11 protein-coding genes are annotated in these 20,323 nt (G+C 38.3%); 10 read left to right on the forward strand and 1 reads right to left on the reverse strand.

Annotated elements, in window-relative coordinates; all coding sequences use genetic code 11:
• Positions 1–13 precede the first annotated feature (13 nt).
• Genes FA047_RS15325 through FA047_RS15370 form a run of 10 tightly spaced genes read left to right on the forward strand, consistent with a single transcriptional unit; the run spans position 14 to position 15,919 of the window.
• Positions 14–1,612: a RagB/SusD family nutrient uptake outer membrane protein gene (locus FA047_RS15325; protein WP_136836949.1), complete on the forward strand. Its 1,599-nt coding sequence runs from the start codon at positions 14–16 to the stop codon at positions 1,610–1,612.
• 20 nt (positions 1,613–1,632) lie between these two features.
• Complete coding sequence (locus FA047_RS15330; protein WP_136836950.1) at positions 1,633–2,307, forward strand: fasciclin domain-containing protein; 675 nt, start codon at positions 1,633–1,635, stop codon at positions 2,305–2,307.
• A gap of 6 nt (positions 2,308–2,313) precedes the next feature.
• Entirely contained in the window at positions 2,314–3,345 is a 1,032-nt protein-coding gene (locus FA047_RS15335; protein ID WP_136836951.1) for a DUF5007 domain-containing protein, read from the forward strand.
• 35 nt (positions 3,346–3,380) lie between these two features.
• Complete coding sequence (locus FA047_RS15340) at positions 3,381–6,536, forward strand: SusC/RagA family TonB-linked outer membrane protein (RefSeq protein ID WP_169304422.1); 3,156 nt, start codon at positions 3,381–3,383, stop codon at positions 6,534–6,536.
• Between the two features lie 9 nt (positions 6,537–6,545).
• The gene (locus FA047_RS15345) at positions 6,546–8,066 is read left to right on the forward strand and encodes a RagB/SusD family nutrient uptake outer membrane protein (RefSeq protein ID WP_136836953.1); all 1,521 of its coding nucleotides are present in this window, start codon (positions 6,546–6,548) and stop codon (positions 8,064–8,066) included.
• Positions 8,067–8,071: 5 nt separating this feature from the next.
• Positions 8,072–8,803 (forward strand): fasciclin domain-containing protein, encoded by a 732-nt coding sequence (locus FA047_RS15350; RefSeq protein WP_136836954.1) that lies wholly within the window; start codon positions 8,072–8,074, stop codon positions 8,801–8,803.
• 33 nt (positions 8,804–8,836) lie between these two features.
• Positions 8,837–10,510 (forward strand): DUF5008 domain-containing protein, encoded by a 1,674-nt coding sequence (locus tag FA047_RS15355; protein ID WP_136836955.1) that lies wholly within the window; start codon positions 8,837–8,839, stop codon positions 10,508–10,510.
• Between the two features lie 23 nt (positions 10,511–10,533).
• On the forward strand, positions 10,534–12,255 hold the full coding sequence (locus FA047_RS15360; RefSeq protein ID WP_169304423.1) for a DUF4983 domain-containing protein: 1,722 nt from the start codon (positions 10,534–10,536) through the stop codon (positions 12,253–12,255).
• 51 nt (positions 12,256–12,306) lie between these two features.
• Complete coding sequence (locus FA047_RS15365; RefSeq protein WP_169304424.1) at positions 12,307–14,202, forward strand: M60 family metallopeptidase; 1,896 nt, start codon at positions 12,307–12,309, stop codon at positions 14,200–14,202.
• Positions 14,203–14,215: 13 nt separating this feature from the next.
• Entirely contained in the window at positions 14,216–15,919 is a 1,704-nt protein-coding gene (locus FA047_RS15370; RefSeq protein WP_136836958.1) for an alkaline phosphatase family protein, read from the forward strand.
• A 58-nt stretch (positions 15,920–15,977) separates the two neighbouring features.
• Here FA047_RS15370 and FA047_RS15375 read toward each other — a convergent pair whose 3' ends face one another.
• The gene (locus FA047_RS15375) at positions 15,978–19,982 is read right to left on the reverse strand and encodes a hybrid sensor histidine kinase/response regulator transcription factor (RefSeq protein WP_169304425.1); all 4,005 of its coding nucleotides are present in this window, start codon (positions 19,980–19,982) and stop codon (positions 15,978–15,980) included.
• Between the last annotated feature and the right edge of the window lie 341 nt (positions 19,983–20,323).

A 20,323-nucleotide genomic window follows, 5' to 3' on the forward strand; every position in this document is an offset into this window, starting at 1 on the left:
TTATAGAGTTAATATGAATTATATAATCAATAAAAGGAATAATTTCTACAAAATTTCTGCTGCGGTTTTTATGCTGCTGATAGGAGTAGGGAATTTTTCGTGTAAGAAAATTGACGACGTCGCCTCAACAAGGTTAGCTACGGAAGAAACTAACTGGAAAACGTTAGAGGATGCTAAAGCCAATTTATTGTCGGTATATGGATTACTTCGTTCAGCTACTGTAGCTGATAACGGACATTGGGTATTGGGTGACTTAAGACAAGGTGACTTTACTATTACCAATCGTGCGGATTTAAAAGCGGTTGTGAATGGGCAATTGAATGCGTCATATCCTGTAATTAATCGTTTAACAAACTGGAGGAGATTTTATGCGGCTATAAATGCAGCAAGTCTTTTTGTGGAGCGATCAAAAGAGATATTGGCTTTGGATCCTCGTTATACAAAACTTAATAATGATGTAGACGTTGCACAGGCAAGAATGCTGAGGGGATTCGCATATTTTTATATGAGCAGAATCTGGGGAGACGTTCCTTTGCTTACCTCTTCACATGATGGTGAGTTCATTAAACTGGCAAGAACATCTCAGCAGAAGGTTTTGGCATATGCTACAAATGAGGTTCTTGCGTCTGCAAAGGTAGTGCCTTTCAGATATGGTGGAACCGATCCGATTATGCCTGGTTTATATTATGGTGCTGATTGGCCTTCGTGGAATGGTATTGTTTTTACCAGGTTGTCGGCTTACATCATTCTTGCGCACATAGCTGCGTGGCAAGGTAATTATATAGATGCGGCGAATTATTCCAAATTCGTATTGGATAATCAATCTACTCAATATTTCGTTGATGGTGCGAATCCATTGGACTATATAGATATGCTGGCATTAACAGAAAATCAAAATAACTATAGTCCATTTGCTTATAAGAGAGCAAATCTTATGGTAGGTTTTCCTTTTGAAGCAGGTAACGGTTTGTCTACGGCAAATGGTCATATTGAGCAATTGACATTGGCATCGCCATTTATTCCGAAGTCAATGCCAGAGATGTTTGTACCTAAGGACACTATTCTTAAGGCATTCCCGAATGCTGCAGATTTGCGCTTTAGCATTGATGTGGTTACCAAGCAGTACAGAACAAATTACTTTTACAATTTCCAGTCTGAAAGACCAATCTTTAATAAAGTGAAAGTTATTTATCCATCTAATACCTCAGGGAATGTGACATTATTCAGTTCATCTATGGTATTTAGCCGCATGGAAGAAATCACTTTGTTGAGAGCAGAAGCTTTAGCTGCTTTAGGTCAGAAGGAGGACGCTTTTAATGCGCTAAACAGGGCCTGTAATTTAAGAGGAATTAGCTTTTCTCCGACAACTACACCGGATTTGATGGCTGCAATTTTTGCAGAAAGAAGAAGAGAATTAATGGGCGAGGGTTGGAGATGGTATGATATCATAAGGTATAACAGAATTAAAAACTCTAACGGTGTTTTTGCTGTGAAGAATGGCCAGCAGATGACTTTTAAACAATTTGAGCAAGCAGGTGGAATTTACTGGCCGGTATCTCAGGATGTAATCACGGCGAATTCATCAATTACTCAAAATCCTTATTGGCAATAACTAACCTAATTAGAAATAGAATGAAAAATATAGTATATAAAAAAAGCACATTTTTTCTTTTAGGGCTTATTTGCTTGTGCGCTGGCGCATGTAAAAAAAGTGATTCGCCTTATTATGATTATGTAAATACAGTACAGACTTTTAATGGGACAGCAATGGATTATCTTAAGGCTCAGCCTGCTGGCACTTTTGATTCCCTGTTGTTAGTACTTGACCGTTATCCGGCATTGAAGACCTCATTGACTACTGAGGAGTTAACGGTTTTTGCTCCTGTTAACAAAAACTTCCAGGCGGCCATTAAATATTTAAATATAGCACGTAAAGCACAGGGAAAGGCTCCAGTATACCTGGCTAATGCAGATGAAATTCAGCTGTATGAGATGTTGTGTAAGTATATTGTTAAAGGAAAAAGAACTACAGATGCATATCTTAACAGTGCTGACGGTTCTTTATTTGACTCAATTGAGGATTATCCTATGCATATTAAATACACTAAGTCGAGTTCAGCTGGTTACGTAAAGGGCGGGCCTGCTGTATTAAATTTCAGCGATACAAAAGGATCTATTTTTAATATAGATTGGGTAACAACTACAACAAATGCCGTAAATATCAAAACTAACAATGCCACAATTAACATTTTATCTGCGGTACATAATTTTGGCTTTGATGAATTCACAAACAGATTGAACAACTAGATAGGAATGATGAAAAATATTATATATATCTTACAAGTATTCTTAACCATATTTACAGGCGGTTTGCTATTAACGTCGTGTAGAAAGAATTTACCCAATGAGCGCTTATCAATAGCAAATGATTCTCAATATACTCAATATGTATACCAGCCGGTCTTAGGAAGAAACACATTGTTTGCCAATAATTTTCAATACGGGAATTCCAGCAGGCCTTTGGATTTCAAGATTGTAAATATGAGGACCTTTTCAGGAGAAGATGCTCCTGAGCTAACGAACAAATATCCGGTAACTGTATGGAAAACTGCATATGACGGTACCGAGAAATCTATAGCAGAGATCAATGCTAAACGTACTACAGAGAATCATTCCTTATTTGAAGTAAGACCTCATTCAGGAGAATTTATCATGTGGGCAGCGGCAAATTTAAATATGGTGAAGGCTCAGCCAGACTCAGGTTATCTTTTTGATGTAGAGATGTCTAATTCAGGAGGAAGAAGATATTTCCAGAATTTTAGGTTGCGCCCGTTACGCGAACGTCCTTATGAGCCATCGAACTTTGATCCGATAACCGGTCAGGGGCCATCCGTATCAGTGAGTCCAAGCAGTGTGGAAATCACTGGAGAGCGAGGCCAGCCACTAAATACAAGAGATGACGTGCAGGTTTTGTTCAAAAAAATTGAAGGGGGAAGCGGGAATAGCATCACTTTTAAGTTTATAGATACGCTGTCTAATCCTATCAATCCGGATAAGTTTGCGACAACGGACTGGCCGAACCTGATTCACGGATTTAACATGGTGAAGGATGCCACTAAAGTAAAATATGATGTTGCTTATCCAATCCCTTGCAGTGCCTATCCAACTAAGTATACCACGCTTTCGGGTGAGCAGGCAAGAGTTGTTTTTAGATTCGAAAGAATGGCATTTGGTAACATTCTAAGGAAATGTCACCTGGCATTCAACTTTAATATTTACCAAAAAGGCGACTGGGAGATAACCTTCTGGTTTAAAAGGGATAAACCAAAATTTGATAACGATTAATGGAACGATATAATTTAAAACAAAACATATTTCCGATGAAGTATTTTTACACCATAGTTATTTTATTGTGTTTTGGTTTGCAAAATGCTGCTATAGCTCAGCAGCGCATAACCGTGACAGGCGTGGTCACTGATGGCTCGTCAAAATCAAAGGAAACGATATCTGGAGTCAATATCAGTAGTGGAAATAATCCGCTGGGGTATACGGATGTAAATGGTAAGTTTAAGGTTCAGGTAGCCGATAACGGATCGTTAACCTTTAAATATATAGGTTTTGAAACCGTTACTGTAAAAGTTAACGGTAGAACAGATATCAGGATTGCAATGAATACATCTGAGAAAACATTAGAGGTTGTAACCATAACTTCAGGATATCAGACTAAAACCAAAACATTGAATACAGGTTCTGCTGTAACTATTTCCGGAAAAGATATTCAAGGTCAGCCAGCGGGTGACGTAATGTCTTTATTACAAGGTAAGGTAGCAGGATTGAATATTCAAAATAACACGGGAGCTCCTGGTTTCAGGGGTAGTGTTACTATACGTGGTATTTCTAATATTAACGTATCTGGTTCTGGAAACGCGTCATTTCTAACCCCAACGTCTCCTTTGTATGTTATCGATGGTGTGCCTGTGGATGACAATACAAATTATTCCTACGGTTTCCAACAAGCAGGACCTGGTGTTTCTCCAGCGTCTCAGATTCCACCAGAGGATGTTGAAGATATAACCGTTCTAAAAGATGCTGCAGCTACTTCGCTTTATGGATCGAGGGGTGCTTATGGGGTAATTTTGATTACAACTAAGCGTGGTAATTCTAAAGTGCCTGTTGTACGTTACAATGGCCAGGCATTTATGTCAGCCGTTCCTCAATTGCGTACTGTAGTCGGTGGTAAAGACGAACGGTTATTGCGAATTGATCAAATTATGCGTTATGACACTTCAGCAAACCACGCTATAGATTTAGTGAATTCTACTCCTTTCTTATCAGACAGTTTAAATGCTTATTACAACAACTCTACGAACTGGCAATCTTATTTTTATAGACCTAAGCTAAGCCAGACCCACAACTTAAATATTTCTGGTGGTGATATCTTATTCAACTATAAGGTAGCATTGGGAGTTTATGATGAAAATGGAATTCAGGAAAATACAGGATATTCCCGTTATAACCTGAACATGAATATGACTTATAATCCTACTACAAGATTTAAAATTGAGGCGCAGTTAAACAACTCCATACAGAAACAGCAAACAGGTAGTGGAAATGGGCTTCAGAATAGTGGTGTCGCTGACGGAGGAAGTTCTTCTTCACTATTACCTGCTCCTTCACTCTACTCTTCTGTAAACTCAGTACTGGGAGCAATGACGACAGATAATGACAATAAAGTTTTAATTACTACTGCGACATTAAATGCCAGTTATGATATTGTCAAAAATCTTAAGCTTAGTTCATATTTGAATTATAATGGACAATCCTCAACCAAGGATAACTTTTCTCCTGCAGCATTGAATTCAAACCAATCTATATACTACACTTATAACGACCGTGCTACTACGCTTTATAACAGGAATCAGTTGGCTTATGTATTTTCACTGAAAGAAAAAGGAGAAGATGCGCATACCTTCAACATCTTTGCTTTCTCTGAGTTGAGGTCTTCGTTTTTTAAAGCAGATGCGATAAACAACGATAGAGGTGTAAATGATCAGTTAAGGGGGCCGTTGACTAACATGTCTAGTTATTTAGTATCTCAAGGTGGAACCATCGATTATACCGATCTAAGATCAATTGCTTTTGCCGGTGCATTCTCTTATAACTACAAACAGAAATACGTATTTGATTTTAACTACCGTATTGATGGTTTGTCGACAAATGGTCCTGATGCTGGCTACAAAAAGAATCCCGCTATCTCGTTAAAATGGAATTTCGATAGGGAATCATTTATGGAAAATGTTAAGTGGTTAGATTTTGGAGATATTCGTCTTAGTTATGGTTCTAACATTACTCCAAATGGGGACATTTATCAGGCTTATGGTAAATATGTCGGAAGTAGCCGCTATAATAATAGCAATACAATCGTATCTGATTTGGGTTATTTACCTAATTTATCTTTAGAGCCGACTAAGTCTACAACATATAACTCTGGTTTTGATTTTGGTATATTTAAGAACCGATTATCGATGCAAGTGGATGCTTACTACAGGCAAACCGACAATATGCTTCGTCCAAAAAGGTTATCTACTTCCAATTCATTTACCAATATCGCTTCTACAGAGATTAGTATTGTCAATTACGGATGGGAGTTCCAGGCTACTGGTCGCCCGCTGAATCCAGAAAGTGCTTTTCAATTGACATTAAATGGATCATTAGCGATTAACCGCGAGGTATTGGCTCAGCTTCCTGATGGTTTACGTGAAATCATTTATTCTGATTCGGATTTTGGACAGGATACTTATTACAGACTGGGAATTAATGCTTTGTCTAACTATTTATACAATACGAAAGGTGTATATTCCACAAATAGTCAGGTTCCTGTAGATCCCGTTACTGGCTTGCCGTATCGGATTGGCGGAAATGGACTTCTGAATTATTTTAAAGCAGGAGATCCAATATTTACTGATTTGGATGGTAATTATGTATTGAATTCATTCGATAAGGTAATTGCAGGAAACTCTCAACCGCAGATCACTGGAGGTTTTACAGCTATGGGTAGATATAAAAACTGGACTTTGGAGGTTCTCACATCATTTACTTTGCAACGTGATGTACTAAATAACAGTTTAGCGGCCCGATTCGCTTCATTTGGAAGCCCAACGACATTAGGCAACATCGTACCTCTTACCGAGTTTAGTTATTGGTCTAAGCCGGGAGACGTTGCATCATATGGTAATCCTCTGGACTTTGTAAGGTCAGGATTAATTAATCCATTCAGGTTTCCTCAGACAATATTTCAGGAAGACGGATCTTACTTTAAGCTGAATGCCGTTAAATTGTATTACAACCTAAATCAGTCATTTACAAGCAGGTTTGGTATGAACAGGGTAAGCCTTCATGCTACGGCTTCAAACTTAGGGTTCATCACACGCTATTCAGGGCCGAATCCAGAGAATGTTACGGCTTTGGGTAGAGATTCGGATGGTAATTATCCGATGCCTAAGACTTTTACATTAGGATTAAACATAGAATTTTAATTTTTTGATATGATGAAAAATATAAAATATTTAATAGTGGTAATGACCATATTTACTATGGTCTCGGGATGTAAAAAATTCCTCAATGTGACGCCAATCGATGCTTTATCCGGAAATAATTTTTGGCAAACCAGAGAAGATGTTGAAGGATTTACGAATGGTATATACTCCAGATTAAGGACTAAAATTGGCGGAAGCGTAATGATGCCTGCACTTGATATCAGAGGAAACTTTGTTAAAGTTGTGGGTACAGTAGATGGCAGTGGGAACAATCAGGTGAATGCCTTGATCTCGAATAACTTAAAGCCGATGGTTACTGGTACATCAACTTATGATGGCAGGTTCAGAGCAATAATGGACTGGAAGGCCTGGTACGATATTATTGCTGCCAGCAATATATTATATGTTGAGGTTGATAAGGTTCCTGCTTCAATTTTATCGGATACTGATAAGAAAAGATACAAAGCTGAAGCAGTTTTTACACGTAACCTAAGTTACATGTTCCTGTGTAAGTTATTTGGTGATGCGATTTATTATACAAACGCGTATAACAGCGTAGCTCTTCCAAGAACGCCACAAGTTGAGGTTATGAATAAATGTATTGCGGACATGTCTGCTGCAAAAAATGATTTGCCAACTTCATATACCGAGAGTTCTTTGATTGGCGTCAGGCCTACAAAAGCAAGTGCTGTAGCTTTGCTGATGCACCTGAATATGTGGGCAGCAGCTTGGGATGAAGGTAATAAAGCCAACTATTATGAATCGGTTCTCACACTGGCTGAAGAGATGGCTACTTATACGAACTACCGTGTTTTGCCAATTACTGTTGAGAATACAAAAGCAATTTTCAAAGGTCGTACACCTGAAAATCTATTTGGCGTATTGCAGGACTTTAATTATGGTGAGGTTTTCTCTGAATTTTCTAATCTTTCTTTTTACTTTTCTCACTATCCATACAGGGGGCAGGTAACAAAGACAACGAGTTTCATGACTTTTGAGAGAGACTACATCACCAAGTTATTTCCTGCTGGAAGTCCTGATGCCAGATTGGCGACATGGTTTGAAAATTACAACTCAGATAATACCAGCTTTCAATTTAAAAAGTACATTAATGTTTATGCTACTGGATCTGGCTCGAGTTTGAATGTAAAGAGCGATGACAGCGCAATTATTTTTAGGTTACCGGACGCTTTGTTATTGGCAGCAGAAGCAGCAGCAGAGCTTGGTAGAGATGTCATAGCCCGAGGTTATGTAAATCAGGTAAGAGAAGCCGCGTCTGCTTTACCTATCACTACTTCAGGTGAGATGTTGAAAGTAGAAATTTACCAGGAAAGATGCAGAGAGCTGATTGGTGAAGGACATTTCTTCTTCGATCTTGTGAGAACAAAAAGAGCGGTAGACTCGGAATTTACAAAATCAGTAATTAGTGTCGGAAACTTTAATAATGGAGCCTGGACATGGCCTTTAACAATTAGCGCTACTGAACGTGCTGCGAACCCTAAATTAGTTGGTAACACCTTTTGGAATTAGAAATTATGAAAATACAAAACAAAAATAGAGTATTCTTACTAACACTGGCAGCTATGCTGATGCTGTTTGGCAGTTGCAAAAAGTACTATTTTGATTCAGGGATACACGAGGCAAAGTATAATGGCAGCACATTACAATATCTAAAATCAAAACAATCTTTTTTTGACAGTACATTAACTGTAATTGATTTGGCTGGAATGAATGATGTTCTGGATAAAGAAAATGTAACGTTTTTCGCGCCTCCTAGTGGATCGGTTTATAAATCAATCAAAAGATTAAATATCTTTTTAAGAAGCACGGGAAAAGATACGGTGTCAAAGTTGAGCCAAATCAAACCCGAAGTATGGAGGAATACACTTTCTCAATACCTTTTTAAAGGCAGCTTTTTGCTAAAGGATTATCCACAAAGAGATACTACATCTTATATCGCTTTTCCCGGACAAAATTACACCAATTATGGGGGGCGTATCATGAATGTCGGGGTGATTTTTAACGATGCGAATGCAGATGGTAATGTGATTAAATATGCGGGGTACCGCCAATTGTTTCTGGCGTATATTCCAGATCTTTCAAACCCGCAGATTGCATTGCAAAATAATCCCGTTGCGAGTTCAGATATTCAGACTAAAAATGGTGTGATACACGTGCTGACAAAACTTAAGCATAACCTGGGCTTTAATACGGATACCTTTATCGATCAGGTAATTGCTTCTGGGGTTTTACCTCCAACACCTTAACTAATTAAGTTATTAATATAAATTAACTGATAAATGTTAACGAACATAAAATATAAAATAAGCCTTTTTGCAGCATCAGCTGTTTGCATTGCTGGCTTGATGGTTTCTTGCAAAAAAAGTAAGGGCTTAGCAGACGATCCTTATGCCGGAGGTAAACAAGTTCTAGGAATCACTTTTGTTTCAAAAACTACAGATCCGGATATTGTAACCGCGGGTACAACTTTAAATCTCATGGTCAATGGACTAATGAAATATAAAGATGATTTCAAATTATATGTAAATGAAATTGAAGCTGAAGTTTTAAACTATACTGATAGCACGGTACAATTTAAAGTGCCATTGACTGCGAGTACCGGTAGTGTTTGGATCACTTCACAAGGTCAGAGTTTCTTCGGGCCAATTGTTAAAGTTGGGGGTAAAGTCTCGGTAGATCCTTTGTTTAAAATTGTGAATGGAGCAGGAAGCCAGGCTGCAGGTGGAGCGGCTACGGTTTTTGATGCAGAGAAATTACCTAGCGGTAGGTTTTGGCTTGGTGGCGCTTTCAGTAATTTTGAATTGAAAGCTACTACGACGGTGCCGAATGGCGGAATAGTTCAACTGGATCCTGATGGCGGTTACCTTACGACCGATATCAATTTTGGTAAAGGTGCAGGCGGTGGAGAAAGGACAATATATTCGATCAGCAGAATTGCAACAGGTACCCATAATGGTAAATTTATCGTTGCCGGTAACTTTAGTGCGTATAATTCAACGAAACCGAATCGTCAGACCTTAAGCAACATTACCAGATTAAATGCTAATGGAGGTTTGGACAGTCTTATAACTAAAGATATCATCAATCCTAGACCAGAACTAATATGGAAAAATGCAGATACTGTTGCTGCATTTAATGCAGGTGTTGACGGCACTGTAAAAAAGACATTTATTTTTGGAGAACAGGTTTATATTATTGGGGACTTTCAGAACTTTAAACGGATGTTTTATCCAAATTCGACATATGATGACAAGGTTTATGACATCACCAGAATGAGACAAATGGTACGCGTCAATTCAGATGGATCAATGGATTCAACTTTTCACTACAATAAGTTAACTAAACAAAGTGCTATTGGCGGTAACGGCCCGATAATTGACGCTACTATGCAATCAGATGGCAAGCTTATACTGGCTGGTAGTTTTACAACATTTAATGGTGTTGCTGCTAACCGTATTGTAAGATTGAATTTGGATGGTTCTGTTGATCCTACATTCAATGCAGGCACTGGTGCGAATGGCGATATTTATTCTTTAAGATACAATTCAACCACTAACAAGATTGTAGTTAGCGGTACTTTTACAAGTTATAACGGAAAATCTTCTTCAGGTCTGGCCTTGTTAAATGCGGACGGATCTACGGTAAGTACATTTACTGGTGCTCAAATCTCCGGAGGTACCGCAACTTTTGCCGGTCAGTTGAACAATGGTAAAATTATAGTGGCAGGGTCGTTCAATAAATATGGAGATTACCTGAGACAAGGTTTCATGATATTAGAAGCTAATGGTCAGTTGGCTGTTGGCTACAACAATACCGGTGGATTCCAGGGACGGATATACGACATGATTGAGACACCTGTTAATAACGGTTCTCAAGTTGTTCTAGTAGGCAATATTATTAGATTCAATTCTATTCTACCTCGCAACGTACTTAGGTTAATCATTTCTAATTAATGGGGCTTTTAATTTATACGGATATGAAAAAAATTATGAAATCAGTTTTTGAAAGAAAAACTTTGAGTATTACCATCATCCTGGGTCTTATTTTGGTAAGCTCAGCCTGTAATAAGAGTTTTGACAATGTTCTGCCGAAGTCATTTAAAAATGACACGCTTGGTGTTGGAGATGGCTCAAAGAGAGTGTTATACATTATTTTGGATGGAGTAAGAGGATCTGTAGTGAAGTCTTTAGCTCCGGCAAATCTTACTCAGATTACGAGCAGGTCAGTTTATACTTATGATGGTTTGGCGGATTATCAGCGTAACCAGATAACAAATGCTGCTTCCTGGACTACTATGCTGACGGGGGTGGATTACACTAAACATAATGTGACTAACGAAAATTTTGCAGGATTTGATAATCAGGTTACGCCGACCATTTTCACAAGACTTAAGTCTGTTCTTGCTAAAGCAAGGACAATTTCATTTGCAAGTACAGCAGTATTCAATGATAAGCTGGCTGCCGATGCGACGGTAAAACAGAATCTTTCTAACGATGCAGCGGTGAAAAGTGCAGTAGTTACTGAACTTACAACCAATGATCCGTCTTTTTTAGTCGCTCAATTCAACAGTGCAGAATTGGCTGCAGGTAGTAATTACACTTCTGCTAACACTGCCTATACATCAGCAATTACAACCCTTGATGGATATATTGGAGAGATTTTGACGGCATTAAAAGCAAGAAAAACCTACGCTGGTGAGAACTGGTTAGTAGTTGTATCGTCAAATAAAGGTGGCGGCGTTTCTGGCGGTGCAGCCGGATCAAATATCTTTTTTGATGAATCAAGAAATACTTTTGTCGCGTTTTATAATCCGAAGTTTACTTCTGTGGTTTATAGTATGCCAGATTTAAATGGACTGCCTTATTCAGGATCTGGCCCAAGGTTTCTCTCTAACTCAGGGGGAAGTGGGATAGCCGTCCAAAACAATACCTCAATTGGTAATTTTGGTTCAACTGGTAATTTTACCATGATGTTCAAAATTAGAGATGACAATCCGGGAGTTAACAATTACCCGATGTTCGTAGGGAAGAGAAACCCAGCTAATACAGGAGTAGGTACAGGCGGATGGAGTTTTCTACTAGGGGGAGGGAGTTTCCAATTGGATTGGAATGGATCTCCTCGTCCGGGAGGTGTAATTAGTACTAAAGACGGAAAGTGGCACACCATGGGTTTCACCATTTTTAATGAAGGTACAACCCGTAGACTAGCGTTGTTTGCAGATGGAGTCAAACAGGCGACTGTAACTATCGGCGCAAATACTGATAATAATTTCCCGTTAAGAATTGGTACCGATGTAAACTCATCAACGAATTTGCTTATCAGAGAAATTGCGATATTTAATGTGACGATGTCTGATGCGGATATGGTTTCAAATATGAGAAGACAACTTCAACCTGCAAATCCATACTACGCTAATCTTATCGGATATTGGCCTGGAAATGAATCTTCAGGGAGTACAATGTTTGATATTTCTGGAAAAGGTAATAATTTTACTTACAGCAGTGCGACCCAGTTTGCTAACTTCAGTGATATTTCCCCAAATATTTCTCCAGAAATATCTCAAGCGGCTTTTAGTGCTGTTCCTAATGGCGTAGATATACCTTCAATGATTTATAACTGGATGAATATTTCTATTCCGGAACAATGGAATTTAATGGGTAAATTTTATAATCCAACGGTTGCTTTACCTAAAAACTAATTAAATATTAGACATATGAAACTTTACCATTTCACAAAATTATTTGCCGTTATGATGCTGCTAGTAGTAACATCATGTAAGAAATACGGTTACAATATCCCAGACGGTTACCCAGATGATTCTAAAACTGTAGCCGATGGTGGTATTGATACAAACATGAAGCTCATAGATAAATCGATGTACGCAAAGGCAAGGGTATTTCCTGGCCTGGTAGATCAGACAGAGCCTCGTGTTCAAGGTGTTAAATTTACCATGAATTTGAAATTTACGGATCAAACTACCGACAATCTTCGTATTTCTGTAGCTCCGCAACCGCAATTTAGCACAGGATATTATGCAGCTCCAGGGGAGCTTGTTAAAATTGACGTTCCAGCCGGTATAGAAGGATTAACAGTTCAGGTTGGAGGACATACCGACAACCTGGGCGGTAAATATCCTTTACTTCGTGATCCACTTGTTTACATGCGTCAGAGATTGTACACGGGTGCAAACTACGTTCGCAATCTATATGGCGGTACAATATACTTTATTGCCAACAAGTCTTATGAAAATCCTGTAGAGTTTACAATTACCAATGCCTGCGTTTCTCCGGATTTTATTCTCGGACAGACGACTGACGCTGAGTGGGTAGCTAAAGTAACAGCTTCGAAGGTGCCATGGTTAGAGCTTAGAACAAACAGGGTAATCTTTTTGATCCCTAGAGATAAGGTGATCAAAACATTAACTTCAGCAGAGCCATTTAACAATCCGACGGCGGTTATGACTAAGTGGAATGATGTATTCGATTTAGACTATAATGCATGGATGGGCTTATCAGATAATGCACTTGATCCTGTAGACAGAAGTCCGCAAGGAGCATGGAGAGGAGTTTTAGATATCCAATTGTCATTGGGTTATGGCCACTCAGGTTTTCCTTTTGTGGGTCTGAATGATGACTATTGGTTTGCCAGTTTTACCAGTTTGAAGTCAATTACTACAAGTGCTGGTCAGTGGGGAACTTACCATGAATTTGGACACAACTGTCAGCAGGGTAGAGTTTGGAGTTGGAGTACTTTGGTAGAGACAACCAATAACCTCTTCAACTTTAAAGTAGCGAATAGAATAGGTGCGGATTACAAAATTCTTCACCCCTCGGTAACTACTGGTTTCCCGCAGGCGATTGCTTATGCAAGCGGAACTGTAGCTAAGAATTTTGACTTCGATGGGGCAATGAACGATCCATTTAAGCGTATGACGCCATTTGTTCAGATTTTCGAACAATTTGGTTACGGTGCAATGACGCATTTATATACAGAAGCCCGTCATGCTCCCCGTCTTAATTCAAATGACCTTGCAATGCACAATTGGGTTTATGAGAAGCTATCTGATTATACGAAAATAGATCTTGCACCATTTTTTGATGCATGGGGTATTACATATAGTGATGCTGTAGCTGTGAAAATGTCAAGTAAATATCCGTTGTTGACCAAGCAAATCTGGACTTATAATCCTTTGACGAAATCAGGTGGTACAGGTACTATAGTTTATAACACAAGTGTTGTTTCCACAAGTTCGCCAGTACAGGAAGGAACTGTTGCTGCACTTGTTGATAACAATCCAGCTACTTACTATCATAGTAAATATTCCAGTCCAACTCCTGCGGAATCCTATCCACATACGATCGTGCTGAATGCGGGTGCCAATATTGCCATAAAAGGAGTATATTTTAATGCAAGGGCAGGAAGTAATAGAGCTGGAGACGGGAAAGACATTGAGATTTTTTATAGTAGAGACAATCTTAACTATACAAGTATCGGAACAACGACTTTGCCAAACAACGCCAATAGATACGAATACATATTTCCTAATGGAAATATAAATGCTAAATTCTTCAAAATCGTTGTTAAAAATGGATATAGTACTAATCCTTATATAGTATTCGGTGAAATGAATTTGATTAAGCCATAATTATCGATATATCATGAAATTAAATTATAAAACTTTTACAGCTCTTTCAGCAGGTCTATTGAGCATTTTAATTTATTCTGGCTGCAAAAAATACGATAATCCACCGCCGGTATTTGAGGAGTTAAAAAACTTAGCATCTGCCCCACGTAAGGTTTTGATTATTAGTATCGATGGGCTAACAGGCACAGAACTTCAAGCCGTTGCCCCGCCTGTGATTACCGGATTACAAAAGAATTCAAAATATACTTACAATACCCTAAAAACGGCTTCTGACGCCGGAGGTTGGGTTTCTATGGTAACAGGTACTGGATTTTCCAAGCACCAAATTAGCAATGATAATTTTGAAAGAACTCAGAATCCTAATGATGATGTGCATGGGAACATCACATCATACCGTAATGTATTAGATTATGTAACGCAATACAAAGCGGTAACCACAGCAATGGTAACAACCTGGCCCAATCTCCGTAATTATGTTCGTAATGCTGACTTTTCGCCTGTTGTGACTACTGATGTAGCTGTGAAGGACAGCACGATTAATCTCTTGGCTAACAAAGCAGGTTTAGGAACTATTTTTGTAAACTTTAGAGATGTTCAGGCTGCCGGAGGCAATGGTGGCTATGTAGCTACTAACAGCAATTATAAAAATGCAATTCTCAAAGCTGATGAATATGTAGGAGAAATAATGACGGCTCTAAAAGCAAGAAAAAATTATGCTAATGAAGACTGGTTGGTTATTATAACGGCTAATCATGGAGGAAGCAGCGCAAATCCTACAAATGGATTTACTTTGGCCTACAATCCGGCATTTAAGGAATTCGAATTGAAGAAATCAGGATTTAATCCGGTTCTTTTCAGTACCGCTACGTCAAGAGCTGTTGTGCCCAATGATAATGGACTTTATGATGTAGGAGATACCAAAAACATAACTGTACAAATGGAGACCAAATTTAATAGTACCAATATTAACTATCCGACTTTTTTTGGTAAGAGTACTGATTTGAATGGTAGTGTTATAACTGGTTGGCAATGGGGTCACTACGGCGACCAATGGTCTGTGACAGTGGGAGGAATTGCGAATGGTGGCTCTGGAAAACTACAAGTGAATGCAACAACTGCACCGGGTACAAACTGGCACACTTTGACTATGAGTATAACTACCACGGTTAATGGCTCAGGCGTGGCAACGGCCAGATCGCTTAAATTATATATGGATGGAAATCTGGAAGCGACAAGTGATATTTTAGGCAGGAAGAGTTTGAGCACAACTGAGTTACTCAGATTAGGTCACAGAAAGGGTGATACTGACACACCTACGCCGTTTTACGGTGCTAACCTACAGTTTTTTAACGTAGCTTTAAGTGATGCTACCATAAAAGCGAATATTGGTCTTAAAGACATAACAAAACACCCGAACTATTCCAATTTAATTGGTTTTTGGCCAATGGATGAAGGAACTGAAGGGACTTTCTTTAATAAAGCCCCTGTTGGATATAACATGTCTTTATCAGGAGTTTATACCTGGGCTAATTTAGCTGCATTATATCCTCCAGGAACGACAGTTGAGCCGGTTACGTCAACTTTGTCAATCCCATCAACGGTAAGTGATATACCTGCATTAACATTATATTGGATGAAGATTCCAATCCTTGCTGATTTCGGTTTTGATGGTAAACCTTATCTCAACAAATTTGAAATAGAATTTTTGAAAAACTAATTAAAAAAGGCCCTTGTCGAATGATAAGGGCCTTTTTACTTAACAGGACGATAAGATATTAGTCCATTGTATTAATAAATACCCTTGGCGTCTCGCCAAACTGCTTTTTAAATTCCCTGCTGAAATATTTGGGATCATTGAATCCCACTAAATAGGAAACCTCAGATATGGTGTAGGTTTTCAATTCCAGCAACTGAGCAGCTTTTTTTAATCTTATAGACTTGATGAAATCATTAACAGAGAGATCTGTTAGTGCCCTTACCTTTTTATAAAGCACCGGCTGACTCATGCCCATTTCAACAGAAAGTTCTGGAACCCCAAAATTCTGGTCTTCCATATTGGTTTCTATATATTGAATGATCTTAGTCATAAAAATATGATCAGTAGAATTTACAGTAATATTCTGCGGCTGTAAACTAACTTCCTGGCTATATTTTTCTCTCATTTTAACTCTTGTGGAAAGCAGATTTCTAACATTAAGCTGTAATAATTCCATACTGAAAGGCTTGGTAATATAGGCATCTGCACCAGTTTCCAGGCCACTTACCTGATGAGTATGTGAAGACCTGGCCGTAAGAAGCACGACTGGAATATGGCTGGTACGCTCATCAGTCTTTAATTTTGCGCAAAGCTCCAACCCATCCATAATTGGCATCATTACATCGCATATAATCAGATCTGGCAAAAGTTCAATAGCTGTCTCCCAGCCCTCCAGTCCATTTTCGCTGGTTTCTATGTGGTAGTGCTTACCCATAAACGAAGAAATGAATTCTTTTATTTCTTCGTTGTCTTCGATAATGAGGATTGTCTCCGGACTTAAGGCACCTAAAGTCGTTTCCAGATCATTTGAGACAAGCTCCGGAAGATCTGTGTACAAATATTCTTCATCATATATAGGACCGGCCAATTCTGAGGCTTTAAAATGATCTTTCCCTTTTTTGAGCATCACAGTAAAGCAAGTCTCTCCGAGTTGAACTGACGTAGCAGGATTGCTTTTAATGAGGATATTTCCCTTATGTGTATCAATAATGCTTTTAGAAAGTGCCAATCCTATTCCCGAACCAATGTGGCTTGATCCAGATTCATCAATTTGAAAGAAGTCACTGAATAATTTACTTTGGCTTTCATATGGGATCCCCTTTCCATTGTCCTTCACTCTAATTTCAACTTCCTGGTCAAGGTTTTCAATGGAAACGGTGATCCGTCCTCCGTTGTCTGTGAACTTAAAAGCATTTGACAGCAGGTTGAATAGCACTTTTTCCATTTGCATCTTGTCGAAGAAAAGGTCTATTGTTTCTAATTCGCAATTAAAAGTGTAGTTGATGGTGCGATTAAGTGCTTCATGCGAAAAAGCCCGGAAATTATTCCTGGTAAAGTCAACAATGTTAGTTTTACTTACATTTAGTTTTAAATGTCCGGATTCCGCCTTTCTAAAATCCATTAATTCAGTAACGAGTCTGAGGAGACGATCGGCATTATTTTTAACCAATGTTACCTGATCATTCACTTCAAAATTGTCCTTTGTGCTTTTTAGCAGACTCTCAAGCGGCCCGACAATCAATGTAAGCGGGGTACGAATTTCGTGTGAAATATAGGTGAAGAAATTGAGCTTCATTTGCTGCACGTTTTCCGATCTTTTCAGTAATGCACGCAAAAAGAGATAGCGTATTGTCAAGAACAGGATGATAGAAAAAATGAGCAAGTATGCGAAATAAGCCCACCAGCTAGCCCATAATGGTGGAAGAATCTTAATATCGATTACTGCACTTTCGCCACCGGATATGCCATCATTATTGGTTCCTTTAACAGTAAATGAATAACTGCCAGAAGGAAGATTGGTATAGGTTGCACTAGGGCTGCTTACTTCGTTCCAATCTTTGTCATAACCCTGGAGTTTATATACATAGCGGTTTTTATCGGATTTAACATAACTTAATAACGCAAAGCCTATTGTGAAATGATTTTGGTCATGTTTGAACTTAATTTGCTCCGTATTATTGATGCTCTCTTTAAGCAAATTGTCTGGTGCATTTACCTTTACTTGTTCATTAAATAGCTTTAGTCCTGTAAATACTATTGGAGCTTTGTGATTGTTAACCTGAATTTGACTAGGATTAAAAGCTGTTAGGCCACTATGCCCGCCAAAAAATAAAATGCCGTAACTGTCTTTAAATGCAGACCTGAGGTTGAAATCATTACCTGCAAGACCATCACTTTTTGTATAATTTCTAAAGCTTGAGGTCTTTAAATCCAATTTTGATAAACCATTATCCGTACTGATCCACATGGTACCCCGATCTTCAACCATTGCAAGTACATTGTTATTTGATAGGCTATTTTTTTCAGTGTAGGTCTTAAATTTTTTCGATAAGGGATCGTATACGCTTACTCCTCCATAATAGGTTCCTATATAGATTTTACCCTCAGTGTCCTGCAAAAGACAATTGATGTGATCGGATTGGAGTGCATTGAGGTCTACCTCGTTTTTGAAATGAGAAGTTACTTTTCCAGTATGGTAGTCATAAACAAATAAGCCACCGGTAGTGCCAATCCATACATTTTTGTCTTTATCCTCGAATATTACCTCAATGCGTTTATTAGAGAGTAATTTTTCGACCGGACTTTTAGTGGTAATATGATCATATACTCCATTCGTTCTTTTCAGATTAGTAAGACCACTATGACTTCCAATCCAGATATCACCGTTACTGGTTTCATTGATTGCCACAATTTCTGAGGTACTTGCAGTATTATTATTGCCAATATTTATGATATTTTGAAATCTCCTGGTAGTTGGATCAAAAACATTTAACCCTCCGTGGTGTGTACCAATCAATAAATTTCCGTCCCTGCTTTTGTGAATAGTTTTGATTAGGTTAGAACTGGGTCCGGCCCCAGGTATTGAACTAATTTTGTAATGCTGGTAGATGTTGTTCTTTCGATCAAAATAATCTAGCCCACCTCCTTCAGTCCCAATCCACAAATTCTGCTTAGCGTCTTCTACTATCGAACTTATAATATTGCTGCTGATACTGGGACGAATCTTACTGTTTTCATAAACGTAGAATACCTTGGCATACGGAGAAACCATATTTACTCCGCCATAGTAGGTGCCAATCCACACATTCCCGGTAATATCAAAGAAGATGTCATGAGTAGAATTGTGGCTCAGACTAGATTTGACCTCTGGGTCGTGCTGATAATTGGTGAATGTCTTGGCTACAGGGTTTAGTATACTCAATCCCTCCTGAGTACTAATCCACAGCATTCCTTTTTTATCAGGATTAATTTTCCTAATGTCATTGTGAACAATTGTGTTTGGATCTTGTGCATTGTGCTTATAAACAGTGAATGTTCGAGTAGCTTTATTATAGAGGTTCAAACCATTGTCTGTACCTATCCAAAGGTTTTGCTGTGCATCTGCATTAATACTCGTTATGTAATTTGAACTGATGCTTTCAGGGTTTTTATTGCTACGGAATATGCGATTATTAAAATGGCCTTTTTTAAGCGACATCCGGATCAGGCCTGTTACCGTTCCGAGCCATAGGTCACCTTCATTGTCTTTAAAAATTGAATAAATTTGATTTTGCCTATTGCCTGCTTCTTTATTTCCGAAAAAGAAAGATTTAAATTTACGGCTCCCGTGAGCGAGTAGATTGAGCCCTGAAGAGGTTCCTATCCAGAGATTTTTTTGATCATCCTCGTAAATACAGTTGATTGCATTGTTACTTAAACCTGACCCTGAGGTTTTAGAGATACGTGTAAAAGCATCTCTATTTTTATCGTATTTATTTAGCCCTTTAGAGGTGCCAACCCATAGCCTGCCTTTTGAATCGTTGAATACACATGAAATTGAATTACTGGAAACGCTTTCAGAATCTGTCGGATCATTTAAATATATTTTAAATTGATAGCCATCATAACGATTTAAACCGTGATTTGTACCAAACCACATGAACTGCTGCTTATCCTGGGTAATGGATAAAACGGAATTTTGGGACAATCCATTTTCTATGGTAAGACTGTTAAAAGTAATCGCTTTCTGTGCATATATTTCCATTTGTATTGTAATAAAGGAAAAGCACAGAATAAAAAATTTCCATTTAACAAGTTTCATAAAGTATCAGTTAGTTATCCTTCTTATTCGCCGTGTGAGGTCTAATGTCAGGTTTTTTTATGATTTTTCTACCTTTTCTTTTAGAATTTTCATCTTTTTTACGCGAATAATGCAACAGATTTGAGAATAACAAAACAGTTGTCATTCTTATATCATTTGAATGATTATTGAAATACTAGGGGGATAGATCGGACTGAATATCAGTGATCTATATTTAATATAAAATGCGTATGAATAAAAACTAACTAAACCATAGTCAGTCATGACTTAAAAAAATGAACCAA

Origin of the sequence: Pedobacter frigoris, assembly GCF_005116445.1 — a bacterium.
GTDB lineage: Bacteria > Bacteroidota > Bacteroidia > Sphingobacteriales > Sphingobacteriaceae > Pedobacter > Pedobacter frigoris.